Origin of the sequence: Micromonospora sp. NPDC048986 (assembly GCF_040649335.1) — a bacterium.
GTDB lineage: Bacteria > Actinomycetota > Actinomycetes > Mycobacteriales > Micromonosporaceae > Micromonospora > Micromonospora alfalfae.
In genome coordinates, this window is the sequence record NZ_JBEZFJ010000016.1 from 73,579 (window position 1) to 89,536 (window position 15,958).

Here is a 15,958-nt window from a genome sequence, read left to right on the forward strand (position 1 = left end):
CAACAGCGAACAGTGTTACGGCTACGCCGTTCCGGCCGGCCACCCTGGAGTGCGCTCCGGTGATGCCGGCGTTGGAGATGTCCTGGCACGGGAACCCGGCGGTGATGACGTCGACGGGCTCGACGCGGGTCCAGTCGACGGTGCGGATGTCGCCGAGGTTAGGCACGCTGGGCCAGCGATACTCGCAGACGGTGCGGGCGTGCCGGTCGGTTTCGGCGTACCAGGCGAGCTGGCCGCCGAGCACCAGCTCATAGCCGCACTGACAGCACTCCAGGAGACGCCGGTGCCCGGCGAGACGTGGTTCACCCCGGCAGCCCGCTCGGGTTCGCGCACCCGGCGATGGATGGCGGTTGACCGTCTGGTCCTGGGCGACTCGCTTCAAGGAACGCAACCACGTGGGCCGCCAAGTCCCGGCGGAGCATGGCGACCTGGGTACACGACCTCGCAATGTGGACCGGCGAGTGGGCGGATGACCGGACCGGCGGTCACCAGTCAGCCCGTGAGCCACAGCGCGGGGGCACCCTCTCGTGAGTCGGAGCCGATAGCGGTGGGACTCCTCAACCCGCCAGCAGGCCCGCTCGGGACCGCAATCAGGTCACTCAGCCGGGCGAATCCATGGCGGCCCGAACCGAGAACCAGCCACGCTGCTCCCAATGTAAGCCGCAGATGCGACAAAGCCCGTTACCGATGACTCCGGCAACGGGCTTCTGACCTGCACAAACTGAGAGTGGGCGATGCTGGTATCGAACCAGCGACCTCTTCGGTGTGAACTCTCGGCAAGCCGGTCGGATTGGGCTTGATGTGAGGTCAGACGGCCTACTGGCGCGCCTCTCGGGCCGGTTCGGCTGGCACCGTTGCTGTACTTCGCTGCTGTACTGCTGGCGTCAGACGAGGCGCTGTATCCGGACCTTCGGGCGCTCGTTCCTGAGGTGGCCTTGCTTGTGTTGGCGGACCTGCTCGTCCCAGACCTTTTGGTCGTAGTCCGGGTCCGGTGGGATCCACTTGTGCGAGCCGTCGCTGTAGTGGAACTTCTCGTCACCCGACCGCAGGATGCTCACCGAAGCCAGCCGAGGAAGCGTCTGTGCAGCGCACCCGCCGGCACCCAGGTCAGGTCCTCGGAGGCCCGCACCAGCTGGGCACCCAGGTAGAGAGCCAGGGAGATCGGAGCGTCGTCGAACTCGGCGCGTAGCTCGCGCTGCCGCGTGCGGCAGGGCCAGGGCGCGTCGCAGCCGCCGCAGCTCCAGATCGGCAGCACCGGACCGTGCGTGGTCATGCGCGGCCGCCGAGCAGCGCCGCCGTTATCGACCGCGCCTGCCGGCTGGTCGCCGAGTCCACCTGCCAGCACGGGTACGGCGTGAGCCGCGACCACCACGCCCGGCAACCGGTGCACAGACCGTCCTTAGCGAGCAGGTGTACGACCAGGATGCGCCGCTCGACCTCGTTTCACTGCTCTTCCTCGGCTGGCCAGTGTCCCCGGTTGATCGGGATGCGGTGTCGGCTGCGACAGGGCAACTCCGCCCCACAGCGGCAAATCCAGCTCCACTTCCGCCACGACCAAGCCGGGCGGTGTCGCCGTGCCAACGTCATCGCGACGGCGATCAGGTACTGGTCGTAGGACACTCGTCGCCACGGTGGCGTCCTGTCCCGCATCACTGGCTCCCTCCACCGGGCAGCACTCCATGGCCGACCCCGAAACGACGGGACCGGATCTGGAACGTTCGGTAACTGCGACGCTACGATCACGACGGCGGCGGTTGAACTCACCCGCAGTACGAGTGAGCAGGCCAGATGAGCTGCCACAGCATTGGTTTCGCGGCGGAACGTCGACCACGGGTCAACGTAGGGATGGCGCATGACAGGTCGCGGGATCGGCACCACATCGCGGCGGGGTGAGCGGCTACCTGTTCAAGCTGATCCGGGAGTCCATCCCGCTCACCCAGGAGCAGCTCGCCGTCGACCTGGACGTCGATCGCGTGACAGTGCAGAGTTGGGAGTCCGGACGCCGGCCATTCACCGCGGTACCGCTCGGGCAGGCGATCGCCGTCCGACGCCGGCTCGGACGGCTCGGCGCGAACACACTCCTGCTCGCGGCACTCGACGACGCCGCCGAGGCGGACCTCATCCTCGCCGCCGTCCTCAACGAACAGGTGGCCCGCCGCGACATCGCCGAACAGCCGCTGGGCTGGGCCGTACTCACCCACCGTCTGACCGACTTGATCCTCTGGGCGGTCCTTGGGCAGACACCGACCTTCGCCAGAGGGTTACCCATCGCCCATCCCCGGCGGGGTCCAGTCGCGTCCGGGCCGACCCTGCCCGTCGACGAGCAACGTGCCTTCTTCGCTCACCTTCACGTGCTCGCCGATCGCGCCGCAGCCGGACGGCATCGAAACGTGCTGCTGCACCGGCAAGCGTGCTTCCTCGCCGGCATGGACCCCACCAAGGCAGCAGCAGGTTGGCTCGCCCAGACCACCGCCCGAGCACGCCGCACGACCACCTTTCGCACCTGGTCACCGCTGTGGCCCGACGCCCGCTCCGTCGTCACGTCCCTCGCCAACCAGGGTGACCCGGAACCGTTACGGGACTTCATCGCTCGCGCACATCCCGACGACGCCTGCGAGCGAGCGGCTCTCAACTACTCGGCCTACTGGGTGGGCGAGATCCCGTACCGCCACCGCGATGACTTCTTTGCCCGGAGCGCTCGCTGACCGGCATGGCTCAGTCCTTCTTCGGCACCTGGTCCATCGCCTCGATCCAGGGCATCCCTTCGTTGACCTCAACATCCACAACGTCTGGGCATTGCTGGCCGCACGACGCGGCCTCCCTCTCGACAACCCCGCCGCGACTCGGGCACTCCTCGACCGCAGTGTTCCGCTCCTGGACAGTGACCGGATCTCCGCGCAGTCGCGCCAGGAACTAACCTCTATCGTCTACAGCCTGCGGGCGGACGGGCTCACCGGCACAGGGACGGGCAGATGACCGACGATCACGACGCCGCCGGAGCGATGAACTTCATCTTCGAAGCTGGCGTCCTCAAACGCGCCGCCCGGACCGGCTGGTGGTTCGCCGGCGTCAAGCAACCCGAGTCCATCGCCGAGCACTCCTTCCGAACGGCGCTCATCGGAATGATGCTCGCCGCCATGGAGGGCGCCGACCCAGCCCGGGTGTCGATGCTCTGCACACTGCACGACACCCAGGAAACCCGAATCACCGACATCCCACACATCGCCAAACGTTATCTCACCGCTGTTCCCAACACCGCCGTCACCGCCGACCAGGTCGCCGCCTGCCCACCGGCCGTCGCCGACGTCATCACCGCCGCAGTCGCCGAATACGAAGCTGGCGAGACACTAGAAGCCGTCGTCGCTCGCGACGCCGACAAGCTGGAATGCCTCGTCCAAGCCGTCGAGTACCGCCACCACGGCCTCGACAACGTGCAGCGATGGATCGACAGCTCACGAGCCGCGCTCAAGACCGCCAGCGCCCACCGCCTCGCCGACGCCGCCCTCAACGGACAGCCCCTGGCCTGGCTCACTCCCCCACCGCAGGAGTAAGCGTTCAACTTGGCTTGTCGAGCGGCGGCAGGGGGCGTAGGCAATCAAGACAGGCGACCCAGTCGCGACTCATGGGCGACTCATGATCTCTGTGGGTGGGTAGCGAAGAGCCCGGGTGGACTGTGTCCATCCGGGCTCTTCCCTGCTGTGGAACTTGGTGGGCGATGCTGGTATCGAACCAGCGACCTCTTCGGTGTGAACGAAGCGCTCTCCCACTGAGCTAATCGCCCTCAGCGCCACTGACTCTACCCGATCGTGGAAGCGGACCGGAAATCCGGGGTCAGTGGGTCGCGAGGTAGTGCATCGCCTCGGCCACCACGTCGATGCCGAGGCTGTACTTGAGGGACAGCCAGACCACCGTGGCCACGAAGACCAGGCCGACGGAGCCGAGCACTATTCGCACCAGCAGCGACTGTCTCGTCACCCAGCGTGTCCATCCGTGGACGTGGCGGCGGGTGAAGCCGAGCAGCCGGCGCGCCCAGTGGTATTCCACTGCCCAGATGCCCAGGCCGGCGATCACCAGCAGCCAGCCGGGCCCGGGAAGCGGGATGAGGGCGATGCCGATGGTGACCACAAGCGCCCCGGCGATCGCAATGAAGATCTTGAGTGCGATCCGGCCGGTGGGGTTGGCGCGGATGAGGTCGAGGGTCAGCGAGATCCGCTCGCGCCAGCGGGGGTGTCTCGGCCGCTCCTGCACGGCGACTCCGCCGGCGGCGGCACCGGTGCCGCCGCCACGACCACCGGCGGTGTCACCACCACGACCGGCGCCATCACCGCCGGGACGACCGGCGTCGGACGCCGGCCGACCGGCCCGTTCGGGCTGCTCCATCGGCACTCCGTACCCCCGCTTTTCGGCTGCTCGGACCCCGACTTTCGGCGGGCCGGGCGCCGCCGCCGGATCCACTGAGGATTGCTTCGTCACCATTTCACCCCCCAGTGTCGCTCGGGCCCGTCACTGCAACGGCCGACTGGACGTTACCGGAGTAAGTCGACGACTGAGCCACCCGATACCGGGCGGGATCACGCACTGGGCAGAACCGGAAATCCTACATGAATGCTCACATTCACGCGGCCTTTCCGTCCCCCTTCCCACCACTGGGTGAAGTCAGCGTATGGCGGAGCGTAGCCAGGAGTAGCACCTGAGTATGGGAAAAGCGGGACACGCGCGTTCCGCAGCGGTGCCGGGGGGAGAACGTCCATGAGTGTCATCCGACCGACGACCGTAGAGGTCGAGACGTCGCTAAGGCTCGTCGCACCTGACGCCACCGCCTTGCCGGTGCGTGCCAGTCTGCGTTACGACCCTGCTGACCCGTATGCGGTCCATGTCCTGTTCCATGCCGAATCGGCAGGGGGCGAGGCGGTGAGTTGGTCGTTCGCTCGCGAACTTCTGGTCACCGGCCTGGACGAACCGGCCGGCATCGGGGATGTGCGGGTCTGGCCCTGGGCCACACCGCGCGGCGACTTCGTCGCGCTGGCCCTCTCGTCACCGGACGGCAACGCCCTCTTCGAGGTGCCGCGCAGCGTCCTGGTGCGTTTCCTTCGACGGACCTACGTCGTCGTCCCGCGCGGCCGTGAGGCCGAGCACCTGGACGTCGACACGGCGGTGAACCGGCTGCTCGCCGGTCGCTGACCGCCCGAACGGGCAACACCGGCCATACCGGGGCCGCGCGGATCTGCCGAGTCCGCGCGGCCCCGGCACACACACCCAGGGGTACCCGGACAGCCCGCCCCGGGTCGGCCGGTGCTCAGCCGTGCGTGGTGATGCCGCCGTCGACGGGAATGACCGCCCCGGTGAGGTACGAGCCGGCGCGCGACGAGAGGTAGATGGCGGTGCCGGCCATGTCCTCGGGGCGCCCGATGCGACCCAGCGGCACCTGCTGTTCGATGGCGGCCCGGCTCGCCGGGTCGTCGAGCGCGAACGCCATCATCTTGCTCTCGAACGGGCCGGGTGCGATCGCGTTGACGGTGATCTGCTCACCGGCGAGTTGGTGGGCGAGGCTGCGGGTGAGCATGTGCACGGCCGCCTTGGTGGCCGAGTACGCGTACACCTCCATCATCGGCACCCGGATGCCGTCGATGGACCCGATGTTGATCACGCGGGCCGGGTCGTCAGCGCTGGCGGCGGCGCGTAGCGCCGGTAGCAGCGCGGTGGTGAGCCGGAAGACGGCCTTGACGTTGACCGCCCAGAGCTTGTCGAACGCGGCCTCGGGGTAGTCCTCCAGCGGCGCGCCCCAGGTCGCGCCGGCGTTGTTGACGAGCACGTCGAGGCGGCCGATGCGCTCGCGCACGGCGGCGGCCAGCGTCTCGGCGCCGGCGTCGTCGCTGAGGTCGGCGGGGATGGCCTCGCAGCGGCCCTCGGCGGACAGGGTGGTGGCCACGGCCTCACAGACATCCGCCTTGCGGGACGAGATGATCACGTGTGCGCCGGCCCTGACGAAGCCCTGGGCGATCATCAGCCCGATCCCCCGCGAGCCACCGGTGACCAGGACCGTCTTACCTTCGACCGAGAACAGCTGCGTCATGCCCATCCCATCGCGAGTCGGCGGGTGCCGCCGGCCGGTCGGGTGACCGGCGGATACCGGGTGGACCGCGGACCGATGGCGCTACCGCCGGGTAACGTAGCCCGGCCGCCGGGACCGGGACAAGCCCGCAGCTTGCCGCGGCTTCCGCTGCGGACGCCGATCGGGATGCGGTGACCTGCGGTTCGGGCTACCGTCGCAGGCGATGGTCTCCACCGATCCCTCCCCCGCGCCATCGATCGGAACGGCGTCTCCCGTCACCGACGAGATAACCACGTTCGCGCTGGCCGATCTTGCCGGTGCCCCGGGCTGGCGTCGGCCGGTGATCGTCGAGCGGGAGCTGTTGATTCTCACCACGCGTGGGCACGGCGACGCGGAGCTCGACTTTCATCCGCTGCCCTGCCGTCCCGGCACGCTGCTGCGGGTCCACCCCGGCCAGGTGCTGCGCTGCGCCGGCCCGCAGTTCGACGCCACAGTGGTCGCCTGGGACGCCGAGGCGCTGCGCGGCTTCGACGTCGACCTGAGCACCACCGCGACCTGGCGGCAGTTGGCCGGTGAGGACGAGGACGCGGTGATCAGCGAGGTGAGCCAGTTGGCGGTGGACTGTCGGCGGCACCCCGACGGCCCCACCGCCCGCGCGCTGCTGCGGCATCAACTGGCAGTGCTGCTGCTGCGGCTGGCCGTGGCCCACGACGACCGGTCGCCGTCCCGACCCGAGGACGAGACGTTCCACCGGTTCCGCAGCGAGGTGGAGCACGGCTATCAGCACACCCGGCGGGTGGACGACTACGCGGCCGAACTCGGCTGCTCGGTGCGGACCCTGACCCGGGCCTGCCTGGCCGTCACCGGCCGCAGCGCCAAACAGGTGATCGACGAGCGGGTCGCGTTGCAGGCCGGCCGGTTGCTGGCCGCGACAGATCAGCCGATCGCCCAGATCGGCAGGCGGCTCGGCTTCTCCGAGCCCACGAACTTCGGCCGCTTCTTCACCCGCGAGGTCGGGGTCAGCCCCGGCGCGTTCCGGGCCGCCCGGGATCAGGCGGTGGCCGGCCGGGTGGTCCGACCTCGACCGCCGGCCGAGTCGACGGGCGTCAACGGCGGCTGGTTCCTCCCCGGCACCCCCGGCGAACCCGCCAACGGCGGGCACGCCACGAGACCCGGGTCGCCCGCCGGAGGGCCGGGCGGCACCGGGCGGGCATGATGGCAGGGTGCAGATCTCCGCGCGCGGCGACTACGCGGTACGGGCGGCGTTGAGCCTCGCCACCGCGTACCCCTCGCTGATGTCCACCCAGGCCATCGCCGCGGAGCAGGACATGCCCCGCAAGTTCCTGGAGGCGGTCCTGGCGGATCTGCGCCGGGGTGGCGTCGTCCGCGCCCAACGCGGCGCCGAGGGCGGCTACACGCTGGCCCGGCCACCACGTGAGGTGACAGTCGGCGCGGTGCTGCGCGCCGTCGAAGGCCCACTGGCCGGGGTACGCGGGCTGCGCCCCGAGGAGACCCGGTACGAGGGTTCGGCGGAGAACCTGCCCGGCCTGTGGGTGGCCGTGCGCGCCGCCGTGCGGCGGGTCGTCGACGAGGTGAGCCTCGCCGAGATCGTCAGCGGTCGACTGCCCGCGCACGTCCGCAAGCTCACCGCGCTGCCCGACGCGTGGGAGCCCCGCTGACCCCGGGTCAACTCACAGCGTCCACACCACCTCCTCGGTGCTGAGTCGGGGCAGCCGCCGCTCCCAGGCGTCCGGGCCGGGGTGGCCCAGGTTGAGCAGCAGCAGCGCCTCGTGCCGGCCGTCGGAGAAGAACTCGCGGGTCACCCCGGCGGCGTCGAACCCGGCCATCGGGCCGGCGGCCAGCCCGGCGGCACGTACGCCCACCAGCAGGTAGCCGATCTGGAGGGTCGCACTGAACCGGGCCTGCTCGGCGCGGGACGGACTGTCGCGCAGCCAGTCGCCGGCCTGCGGCCGGTGCGGGTACAGCTCGGGCAGCCGTTCGTGGAAGTCGAGGTCGGCAGCGAGCACCGCCACCAGTGGCGCGCTGGCCGTCTTCGCCCGGTTGCTCGACGAGACGTACGGCAGCAGCCGCGCCCGCGCCGCCGCCGTGCGCAGCAGCAACACCCGCAGTGGCTGACCGTTGTACGCGGTCGGCCCGTACCGGATCAGGTCGTGGATCGCCGCGACCTGGGCGTCGGTGACCGGCTCGTCGGTGAACGTGTTGGCGGTGCGGGCCGCCCGGAACAGCAGGTCCTGGGCGGCCCGGTCCAACGCGAGCAGGTCGGCAGTGGTGACCGCGCTCACGTTGGCACGGCGGTGGTGTAGCCGCCCCGGTGGTGGACCAGCGGCGGGCCGTCGCCGCCGTCGCCGAGCGCCAGCGGCTCGGCGATCACCAGCGTGTGGTCGCCCGCCGGGACCCGGTGCACCACCCGGCAGAGCAGCCGGGCCAGCACCTCGTCGAGCAGCGGCACCCCGAACGGTCCCGACGTCCAGTCCGGGTACGCGGCGAACCGGTCGATGCCGCTGGTCGCGAAGACAGTGGCGGCCTCCCGCTGCCCGGCGCCCAGCAGGTGCACGGCGACGTGCTCGGCGCGGGCGAGCACCGGCCAACTCGACGACGCCACCCCGAGGCAGAACGAGACCAGCGGAGGGTCAAGCGACACCGACGTGAACGAGGTCGCTGTGAAGCCGGCCCGGATGGGCGCGCCGATCCCGCCGAGGCAGGCGGGGTCGGTGGCGCGGGCGACAGCGGTGACCACTGTGACGGTGCTGGCCTGGCGCCGCAGCAGCGCGCGGAACAGGTCCGGGTTCACCGGTCGCAGCCCGGCGACGTCCGCCGTGGGTCGCTCCACCGTGGTCATGCCGGCACCAGGGCCGACGCGGCGTACGCGCTGGCCGGTCGGGGCAGGCCGTAGTGCTCGCGCAGCGTCCGACCGGCGTACTCGGTGCGGAACAGCCCACGGGAGCGCAGCACGGGCACCACGTGGTCGACGAAGTCGGCGAGCCCGCCGGGCAGGTGCGGCGGCATGATGTTGAACCCGTCGGCGGCGCCCTGGGTGAACCACAGCTCGATCTGGTCGGCGATCTGCTCGGGCGTACCGGCGACGACCCGGTGACCCCGACCGCCGCCGAGCCGGCCGATCAGCTGGCGGATGGTGAGCTGTTCCCGGCGGGCCAGCTCGGTGACGAGCTGGTAGCGGCTCTGGTGGGCCTGCACGGTGCCGGCGGCCGGCAGCTCCGGCAGCGGCCCGTCCAGCGGCAGGCCGGTCAGGTCGATGCCGAGCATCCCGGAGAGCTGGGCCAGGGCGTAGTCGGGGACGATCAGCTCCTCCAGCTCGGCGGCGAGCGCCCGCGCCTCGGCCTCGGTGCCGCCGAGCACCGGCGCGATGCCGGGCAGGACCTTCACCAGGTCCGGGTCCCGGCCGGCGGCGGTGACCTGCCGGCGCAGCTCGGCGTAGAAGCTCTGCCCGTCGGCGAGGGTCTGCTGCGCGGTGAACACCGCCTCGGCGTAGCGGGCGGCGAAGGCGATGCCGTCCGGCGACGAGCCGGCCTGCACCAGCAGCGGTCGACCCTGCGGCCCCCGGGGGATGTTCAGCGGGCCACGGACCTGGAACTCCGGCCCGCGGTGCGCCACCTCGTGCACCCGGTCGGTGTCGGCGAACACCCCGGCCGTCGTGTCGAAGACCAGCGCGTCGTCCTCCCAGCTGTCCCAGAGCTTGATCGCCACGTCGACGAACTCGGCGGCCCGCCGGTAACGGTCGGCGTGTTCGGGGTGGCTGTCCCGGTTGAAGTTGACAGCCTCCCGTTCCTGGGCGGAGGTGACGATGTTCCAGCCGGCCCGACCGCCGCTGAGGTGGTCCAGCGAGGCGAACTTGCGGGCGACGTGGAACGGCTCGTTGTAGGTGGTGGAGACCGTGGCGATGAGACCGATGTGTTCGGTCACCGCGGCGAGCGACGCGAGCAGGGTCAGCGGCTCGAAGACGGCCTGGATGTTGTGCCGGGGGTTCGGCCCGACCGACAGACCGTCGGCGAGGAAGAGTGAGTCGAGAGTGCCGCGTTCGGCGATCCGGGCCAGCTCCTGGAAGTGCCGTACGTCGGTGACCCGACGCGGGTCGGTGCGGGGGTGCCGCCAGGCGGCCTCGTGGTGGCCGACGCCCATCAGGAACGCGTTGAGGTGCAGTGTGCGGGTCATTGGTGTCCGTCCTATCCGGCAGAGACGTCGACGCGCCAGGTGGAGAAGCGACGTTCGAGGGCGATGAGGAGCTGGTTGACGACCAGGCCGATGGCGGAGATCGTGATGATCCCGGAGTACATGTCGGCGATCGCGAAGTTGTACTGCGCGTAGTTGATGAGGTAGCCGAGCCCGGCCTTCGCGCCGACCATCTCGGCCGCTACCAGCACCAGGATCGAGTACGCCCCGGCCAGCCGGACGCCGGTGAAGATGGTCGGCACCGCGGCCGGCAGGATCACCTTCTGGAACAGCCGCAGGTGGTTGAGCCCCATCGAGCGGGCCGACCGGATCAGCAGCGGGTCGACGCCCTTCACCCCGGCGATGGTGTTCAGCAGGATCGGCCAGGAGCACGCGTACAGCACCAGGGCGATCTTGGAAGTCTCGCCCAGGCCGAGGATGAGCACGAACACCGGCAGCAGGGCCAGCGCGGCGGTGTTGCGGAACACCTCCAGCAGCGGGCTGAGCAGCTCGGCGAGCGGCCGGTACCAGCCGATCAGCAACCCGAGCGGGATGGCGGTGAGCACCGCCAGGCCGAGCCCGGCCAACGACCGGGTGAGGCTCGCGCCCACGTGCTCGGCGAGCTGCCCGCTGCGCAGCAACTCCCACCAGGCCACCAGCACCTCGGACAGCGGCGGCAGGAAGACCCGGTCCACCAGCCCGAGCCGAGGTGCGCCCTCCCAGATCGCGGCCAGCGCGACGATCGCGACGGTGCGGTGCAGCACCTTCGCGCCGATGCCGAGCAGCCGGCCGGCAAGTCCGCCGGTGGCGGGTCCGGCGGCGGCCACCGCGTCGGGCCCGGCCGCCGGGGCCGCCAGCCGGGCGGGACGTTCGGCGATGTCAACCAACGCGGGCCTCCTCGGGGTGGGCCGCCGCCGGCGCCGCGCGCAGCGCGTCGGCTCCGGCGACGACGGGAGTACGAGCACCAACTGCTCCGGTGTGCGCGGTGCGGCTGCCGGTGGCGCCTTCGGCGGCCTGCGCGGCCCGCACCTCGTCCCGCAGCAGGGTCCAGATCTGGTGACGGTGGTGGCGGAACGCGTCGGTGGAGCGGACGTCCTCGACCGCGTCCCGGTCACCGAGGTCGATGTCGATGACCTGTTTGAGCCGCCCGGGCCGCGACGTCAGCACCGCCACCCGCTGACCGAGGTGCACTGCCTCGTCGATGCCGTGGGTGATGAACACGATCGTCTTGCCGGTACGGGCCCAGATCCGCACCAGCTCGTCCTGCAACGAGTCGCGGGTCTGCGCGTCCAGGGCGGCGAACGGCTCGTCCATCAGCAGCACGTCCGGGTCGTACGCGAGGCTGCGGGCGATGGCCACCCGCTGCTTCATCCCACCGGACAGCTCGTGCGGGTAACGGTCGGCGAACCCGCGCAGGCCCACCAGGTCCAGGTGGTGCTCGATCAGGGCGGCGCGATCGGCGCGGGGCACCCCCTTGGCCTCCAGGCCGAACGCGACGTTGCCGGCGGCGGTGCGCCAGGGCAGCAGCGCGTACTGCTGGAAGACGATGCCCCGGTCCAGGCCGGGGCCGGTGACGGGCCGACCGTCGACGAGCACCCGTCCCGCGGTCGGCTCGGTGAGCCCGCCGAGCAGGTCGAGCAGGGTGGACTTGCCGCAGCCGCTGGGGCCGACGACGACAAGGAACTCGCCGGGGCGTACCCCCAGGGTGACCTCGTCCAGCGCGGTGACCGCACCGGCGCCGCCACGCCGGCTGGCGCGGACCGGGAAGGTCTTGCTCACCCGATCAAAGAGGATCTTGTCGGTGTTCACGCGGTCCCCCCGTCCACGAAGGGGTTGAACCGGTTGGTGTAGATGTCGCCGGGCTTCGGACGGTCGCCCTTGATCTCGCCCTCGGCGGCGAGCCAGTCGATCCAGGTGCCGAACTCCTGCTCGCCGATCACGCCGCCATGGCCGGCGACGCCACTGCTCTTCCAGTACGCGACAAGCGACGGGTCCTCATTGCGGCCGCGCTTGCCGATGATGTCCCGCATCCGGGCGACCACTGTTTCCCGGGGTTGGGTGCGGGCCCACTCGATGGCTTTGCCGACCCCGGTGACGAACGCCTTGACGGTCTGCGGGTTGCGCTTGATGAAGTCGTCACGGAAGACGTAGGTGCCGCCGCTGAAGGCGCCGAGCAGCTCGTAGTCGGTGAAAATGGTGCGGATGCCGCCGCTGGCGACCGCCTTGTCCCGGATCACCCCGCCGAGTACCGCGACGTCGATCTGCCGCTGCCGCAGCGACTGCTCGGTGTTGACAGGTGGCAGGGCGACCAGCTCGACCTGCTTGATCTCGGCGGGAGTGAGGCCGCCGCGGGCGAGCCAGGTCTTGAGCACGGCCTCGGCGTGCGCGCCGAGGGTGTTCATGCCGACCTTCCTGCCGATCAGGTCGCGGGGGCTGCGGACCAGGCTGTCGTCGAGCACGTAGTACCCCTGGAAGGTGTGCGCGTCCGAGCCGTAGTAGCTGACCACCGCGGTGATCGGGGCGTTGGCGGTGGCGAGCTTGACGATGGCGCCGTTGAACGCGCCGCCGAAGTCGCTCTGACCGGTGGCGGTGGCCTGGATGTCCTGCGGGCCACCGGTGACGTTGCCGATCCACCTGAGCTTGACGTCGCCGAGGTAGCCGAGGTCGGCGGCGAGTTCGGGGAGGGTGACCTGGCCGACCGAGCCCTGGTAGCGCAGCTCGCTGGCCTGGGTGCCGTCGGCTGCCGCGTCACCGCCGCAGCCGGCGGTGGCGGTGGCGGTGAGCACGGCCAGCGCGGCAACGACGGCGAGCTCACGCAGAATGGCACGACGGGGTGGGGACATGAGGAGTCTCCTGATCTGTCCACGATGGGAAGCGGGAACGCCCGGATGAGGGCGTGCGGGCACGCTGCTCCGCGTTGAGCGGGCGGGCGATGGGAGTGCGGCGCTGGAGCCGAGCCGGATGGACCGGTCAGCTCAACAGAGCGCGCTCGCGTGCCGGACCAGGTCGACGTGCACACGAGCGGTGAGGAGAAGCTCATCCCGCTGCGACATGACCCCATGCTGCCCGCGATCGGAACGAGCGGTCAACGGCCTTCCAGAAGATGAGACTTCTATCGCTGCCGATGTTACGGAGCGCCCCGAACAGGGTTTACCGCGCCGCAACACCTATCTGGTGAATAGAGATTGCGACATCCGGTGGGCGACCGTCCAGGACGGACAGCGAGAGGGTTTCAAAAGTTGTCGGTTCGGGCATGTTCGATCTCGACACGGCAGGGAACGGTGACGAGGGGAGACCTCCGATGGGCCTCATGTTTCGCAAGCGCAAGAAGTACGGTCCGATCATCCTGAACTTTACCGAGAACGGCTTCTCCTCGTGGAGCATCAAGATCGGTCGCTGGTCCTGGAACTCCAAGGCCCGCGCGCACCGGGTCGACCTGCCGGGTCCACTGAGCTGGAAGCAGGACAAGTCCCGGTCGTAAGTATCCCGGGAGTCGAGCGGGGTGCCGGTGATTCACCGGCACCCCGCTCGGCGTCCACCCCACCCCACCCCAGCCCGCCCCCAGCCCGGCCCGGCCCACCCCAGCCCAGCCCGCCCAGCCCGGCCCAGCCCGGCCCAGCCCAGCGATCTTGCAGTTCCTGTCGCTGTTTTGCGTGGAATAGCCTTTATGCCGGGGCAGAAAGTGCAAGATCGCGTGGGTGCGGGCGGGGCGTGGTGCGGGGTGCCGGGCAGGGCGGTCAGCGCGCCAGGGTGATGATCTCGTCGCCGGCCAGCCGCCCGGAGTCGCGATCGCGTCGCAGGGCGCCGGCGTCGAGAAGGTCGACGAGCGCCTGGTTGGCGTCGGCGGCACGGTAGACGGTCGCGGTGAGGGTGTGCCGACGCAGCTCGGTGACCGGCCGTGGCCCACCCGCCCGCAACTCGGCCAGCAACTCGTGGGCCAGCGGTTCGAGGTCGGGATCGCCGACCACGTCGACAGTCGTGCCGGTCGGGTCGAGTGGGTCGCGGTAGCGCACGTCGAGGTCCGCGCCGATCGCCCAGAGGGCGTCACGGATCGCCTCGAGACTCCGGTCGGAGCGACTGCCGAAGGCGATCACCCCAGCGGCCTCGCCGCCGGGCAGCACCGGTGCCACCTCGGCGACCAGGGGGAAGCCGGCGGAGACGAGCAGGTCTCGGGCGCTGTCGCCGGTGTGCAGCAGCAGCTCGCCGGTCCGGCCGTTGGTCGCGGCGGTGAGCAGCTTCGGCGTCACCGCGCCGGGCAGGTCCACGAAGGAGAACAGCGGCGCGCCGGCCGCCCCGGCGGCCTTGACCGCGACCGGCAGTCGGTACGGCTCGCCGGGCAGCAGGTGCACGGTGACCTCGGCGGGCAGCTCCGCCTCGATCGGGCCGAGTCGGGCCGGCAGGTCGGCTGCGGCGTCGGCCAGCACCAGCACCGACACCTGCCGGCCGCGCACCTGGTCGCCGTGGGTGGCGACCAGGTGCAGCGCGGCCTCCGCGCTGCCCGCGTCGGCGCCCGCGAGGGCAATGGTGGCCCGCCGGGAGCGGTGCAGGGCCGCGGGCAGCCAGGTCGTCAACTGGCGGACCAGCAGCTCGCGGAGGAATTCAGTGGTCCGGTCGGTCGGCATCGGTCCGTTCTACCGTACGGGCGGTCAGGCCGGGACGGAGATCCCCACCCCACCCCGGGTCTGCCCGCCGTAACGCTGCCGCTCGGCGTCCAGGTCGAGCCGACCGATCTGCTTGCGGGCAGCTAGCGCGGTGTCGTCGAGCAGGTCGGCCGGGATCAGCCAGACCACCTCGAACTCCAGACCGTCCGGGTCCTTGCCGTAGAGGCTCTTGGTCGTGCCGTGGTCGGAGGTGCCGGCCAGCGCTCCGGCCGCGGCGAGCCGCTCGGCGGTGGCGGCCAGCTCGTCGAGCGTGTCCACCTCCCAGGCGAGGTGGTAGAGGCCGACGGTGGACCGGCCGGCGGCCGACCGCCCGGCGCCCGCGCCGATCTCGAAGAGGCCGAGGTCGTGGTCGTTTGTGGAGTCGGGGGCCTGGAGGAAGGTGGCGCCCCGGAAGCCGTCCGGGGTCATCGCCACCGGGCGGAAGCCCAGCACGTCGCTGTAGAACGCGACGCTGCGGGCGAGGTCACTGACGTAGAGGACCGCGTGGTTGAGCCGATGAATACCCATGACCCGAGACTAGCGCGGTTTAGTTGAACCTTCAACCATCGGGAGTATGATGGCGGTCATGACCCGCTGGTTGGACCCCGACGAGCAGCGCACGTGGCGCGCGTACCTCACCGCCTCCCGGGTGCTGATGGACACTCTCGACCGCGAGCTGCAACGCGACGCGGGCATGCCGCACGCGTACTACGAGATCCTGGTTCAGCTCTCCGAGGCCCCGGGTCGGCAACTGCGCATGAGCCAGTTGGCGCAGGCCGCGGGGTCGTCTCGCAGCCGGCTCTCGCACGCCGTGGCCCGACTGGAGGCCGCCGGCTGGGTGCGCCGCGAGGACTGCCCCACCGACCGGCGCGGGCAGATCGCGGTCCTCACCGACGAGGGTTTCGCCACCCTCGCGGCCGCCGCGCCCGGCCACGTCGAGGGGGTACGCCGACACCTGTTCGACGCGTTGAGCCCCGCCCAGGTCGACCAGTTGCGCCGGATCAGCGAGACCCTGGCCGAGCACCTGACCGGATCCTGACCAATCGACACCGGCGCGGGTCTTGTACTTACCGTCGTC

At 70.7% G+C, this 15,958-nt stretch carries 19 protein-coding genes, 1 tRNA gene and 2 pseudogenes; 7 read left to right on the forward strand and 15 right to left on the reverse strand.

Going from position 1 to position 15,958, the window contains the following annotated elements:
* Nucleotides 1-70: 70 nt before the first annotated feature.
* The 3 genes and pseudogenes from AB0B94_RS27795 to AB0B94_RS27805 all read right to left on the reverse strand — a co-directional run.
* Nucleotides 71-508, reverse strand: a pseudogene (locus AB0B94_RS27795) (DNA cytosine methyltransferase); the annotation flags it as partial.
* A gap of 376 nt (nucleotides 509-884) precedes the next feature.
* Nucleotides 885-1,058: a hypothetical protein gene (locus tag AB0B94_RS27800; protein WP_357286818.1), complete on the reverse strand. Its 174-nt coding sequence runs from the start codon at nucleotides 1,056-1,058 to the stop codon at nucleotides 885-887.
* Nucleotides 1,055-1,273: a hypothetical protein gene (locus tag AB0B94_RS27805; protein WP_088946984.1), complete on the reverse strand. Its 219-nt coding sequence runs from the start codon at nucleotides 1,271-1,273 to the stop codon at nucleotides 1,055-1,057. Before AB0B94_RS27805 ends, AB0B94_RS27800 begins: the two co-directional genes overlap by 4 nt.
* Before the next feature lie 616 nt (nucleotides 1,274-1,889).
* Here AB0B94_RS27805 and AB0B94_RS27810 point away from each other — a divergent pair.
* Nucleotides 1,890-2,976 (forward strand): annotated as a pseudogene (locus tag AB0B94_RS27810) (transcriptional regulator).
* The gene (locus tag AB0B94_RS27815) at nucleotides 2,973-3,551 is read left to right on the forward strand and encodes an HD domain-containing protein (protein ID WP_357286821.1); all 579 of its coding nucleotides are present in this window, start codon (nucleotides 2,973-2,975) and stop codon (nucleotides 3,549-3,551) included. The pseudogene AB0B94_RS27810 and the gene AB0B94_RS27815 overlap by 4 nt, the downstream one beginning before the upstream one ends.
* Before the next feature lie 155 nt (nucleotides 3,552-3,706).
* Here the strand turns inward: AB0B94_RS27815 and AB0B94_RS27820 are convergent.
* Nucleotides 3,707-3,781: transfer RNA gene (locus tag AB0B94_RS27820), tRNA-Val, on the reverse strand.
* A 50-nt stretch (nucleotides 3,782-3,831) separates the two neighbouring features.
* Complete coding sequence (locus tag AB0B94_RS27825; RefSeq protein ID WP_357286824.1) at nucleotides 3,832-4,476, reverse strand: TIGR02611 family protein; 645 nt, start codon at nucleotides 4,474-4,476, stop codon at nucleotides 3,832-3,834.
* 273 nt (nucleotides 4,477-4,749) lie between these two features.
* Here AB0B94_RS27825 and AB0B94_RS27830 point away from each other — a divergent pair, with 273 nt between their 5' ends.
* Entirely contained in the window at nucleotides 4,750-5,181 is a 432-nt protein-coding gene (locus AB0B94_RS27830) for an SsgA family sporulation/cell division regulator (protein WP_007457244.1), read from the forward strand.
* Nucleotides 5,182-5,296: 115 nt separating this feature from the next.
* Here AB0B94_RS27830 and AB0B94_RS27835 read toward each other — a convergent pair whose 3' ends face one another.
* Nucleotides 5,297-6,073, reverse strand: coding sequence for a glucose 1-dehydrogenase (locus tag AB0B94_RS27835; protein ID WP_357286828.1), 777 nt, complete (start codon nucleotides 6,071-6,073; stop codon nucleotides 5,297-5,299).
* 202 nt (nucleotides 6,074-6,275) lie between these two features.
* On the opposite strand from AB0B94_RS27835, the gene AB0B94_RS27840 reads away from it, so the two are divergent.
* Both AB0B94_RS27840 and AB0B94_RS27845 read left to right on the forward strand, forming a co-directional pair.
* A complete protein-coding gene (locus AB0B94_RS27840) occupies nucleotides 6,276-7,268 on the forward strand; it encodes an AraC family transcriptional regulator (protein ID WP_357286830.1) in 993 nt (330 codons plus the stop codon).
* 7 nt (nucleotides 7,269-7,275) lie between these two features.
* On the forward strand, nucleotides 7,276-7,731 hold the full coding sequence (locus AB0B94_RS27845; RefSeq protein WP_357286834.1) for an Rrf2 family transcriptional regulator: 456 nt from the start codon (nucleotides 7,276-7,278) through the stop codon (nucleotides 7,729-7,731).
* Between the two features lie 12 nt (nucleotides 7,732-7,743).
* Here AB0B94_RS27845 and AB0B94_RS27850 read toward each other — a convergent pair whose 3' ends face one another.
* From AB0B94_RS27850 to AB0B94_RS27880, 7 genes are all read right to left on the reverse strand, one after another.
* Nucleotides 7,744-8,355, reverse strand: a complete 612-nt coding sequence (locus AB0B94_RS27850; RefSeq protein WP_357286837.1) for a malonic semialdehyde reductase — start codon at nucleotides 8,353-8,355, stop codon at nucleotides 7,744-7,746.
* Nucleotides 8,352-8,912 carry a flavin reductase family protein gene (locus AB0B94_RS27855; RefSeq protein ID WP_357286840.1) on the reverse strand — a complete coding sequence of 187 codons (561 nt, stop codon included), beginning with the start codon at nucleotides 8,910-8,912 and terminating at the stop codon, nucleotides 8,352-8,354. The genes AB0B94_RS27850 and AB0B94_RS27855 overlap by 4 nt, the downstream gene beginning before the upstream one ends.
* Nucleotides 8,909-10,243 (reverse strand): LLM class flavin-dependent oxidoreductase, encoded by a 1,335-nt coding sequence (locus AB0B94_RS27860; protein ID WP_357286843.1) that lies wholly within the window; start codon nucleotides 10,241-10,243, stop codon nucleotides 8,909-8,911. Before AB0B94_RS27860 ends, AB0B94_RS27855 begins: the two co-directional genes overlap by 4 nt.
* Nucleotides 10,244-10,254: 11 nt before the next feature.
* Complete coding sequence (locus AB0B94_RS27865) at nucleotides 10,255-11,127, reverse strand: ABC transporter permease (protein WP_357286846.1); 873 nt, start codon at nucleotides 11,125-11,127, stop codon at nucleotides 10,255-10,257.
* Nucleotides 11,120-12,049 (reverse strand): ABC transporter ATP-binding protein, encoded by a 930-nt coding sequence (locus tag AB0B94_RS27870; protein ID WP_357286849.1) that lies wholly within the window; start codon nucleotides 12,047-12,049, stop codon nucleotides 11,120-11,122. Before AB0B94_RS27870 ends, AB0B94_RS27865 begins: the two co-directional genes overlap by 8 nt.
* A complete protein-coding gene (locus AB0B94_RS27875) occupies nucleotides 12,046-13,083 on the reverse strand; it encodes an ABC transporter substrate-binding protein (RefSeq protein ID WP_357286852.1) in 1,038 nt (345 codons plus the stop codon). Before AB0B94_RS27875 ends, AB0B94_RS27870 begins: the two co-directional genes overlap by 4 nt.
* Nucleotides 13,084-13,215: 132 nt before the next feature.
* Complete coding sequence (locus AB0B94_RS27880) at nucleotides 13,216-13,293, reverse strand: putative leader peptide (RefSeq protein ID WP_349881247.1); 78 nt, start codon at nucleotides 13,291-13,293, stop codon at nucleotides 13,216-13,218.
* Between the two features lie 248 nt (nucleotides 13,294-13,541).
* Here AB0B94_RS27880 and AB0B94_RS27885 point away from each other — a divergent pair, with 248 nt between their 5' ends.
* On the forward strand, nucleotides 13,542-13,721 hold the full coding sequence (locus AB0B94_RS27885) for a DUF4236 domain-containing protein (RefSeq protein ID WP_030333600.1): 180 nt from the start codon (nucleotides 13,542-13,544) through the stop codon (nucleotides 13,719-13,721).
* 256 nt (nucleotides 13,722-13,977) lie between these two features.
* On the opposite strand, the gene AB0B94_RS27890 is transcribed toward AB0B94_RS27885, so the two are convergent.
* A complete protein-coding gene (locus tag AB0B94_RS27890; RefSeq protein ID WP_357286857.1) occupies nucleotides 13,978-14,862 on the reverse strand; it encodes a hypothetical protein in 885 nt (294 codons plus the stop codon).
* Nucleotides 14,863-14,886: 24 nt separating this feature from the next.
* Complete coding sequence (locus AB0B94_RS27895) at nucleotides 14,887-15,408, reverse strand: VOC family protein (RefSeq protein ID WP_238671508.1); 522 nt, start codon at nucleotides 15,406-15,408, stop codon at nucleotides 14,887-14,889.
* 49 nt (nucleotides 15,409-15,457) lie between these two features.
* Here AB0B94_RS27895 and AB0B94_RS27900 point away from each other — a divergent pair, with 49 nt between their 5' ends.
* Nucleotides 15,458-15,919: a MarR family transcriptional regulator gene (locus AB0B94_RS27900; RefSeq protein ID WP_357287135.1), complete on the forward strand. Its 462-nt coding sequence runs from the start codon at nucleotides 15,458-15,460 to the stop codon at nucleotides 15,917-15,919.
* Nucleotides 15,920-15,958 lie beyond the last annotated feature (39 nt).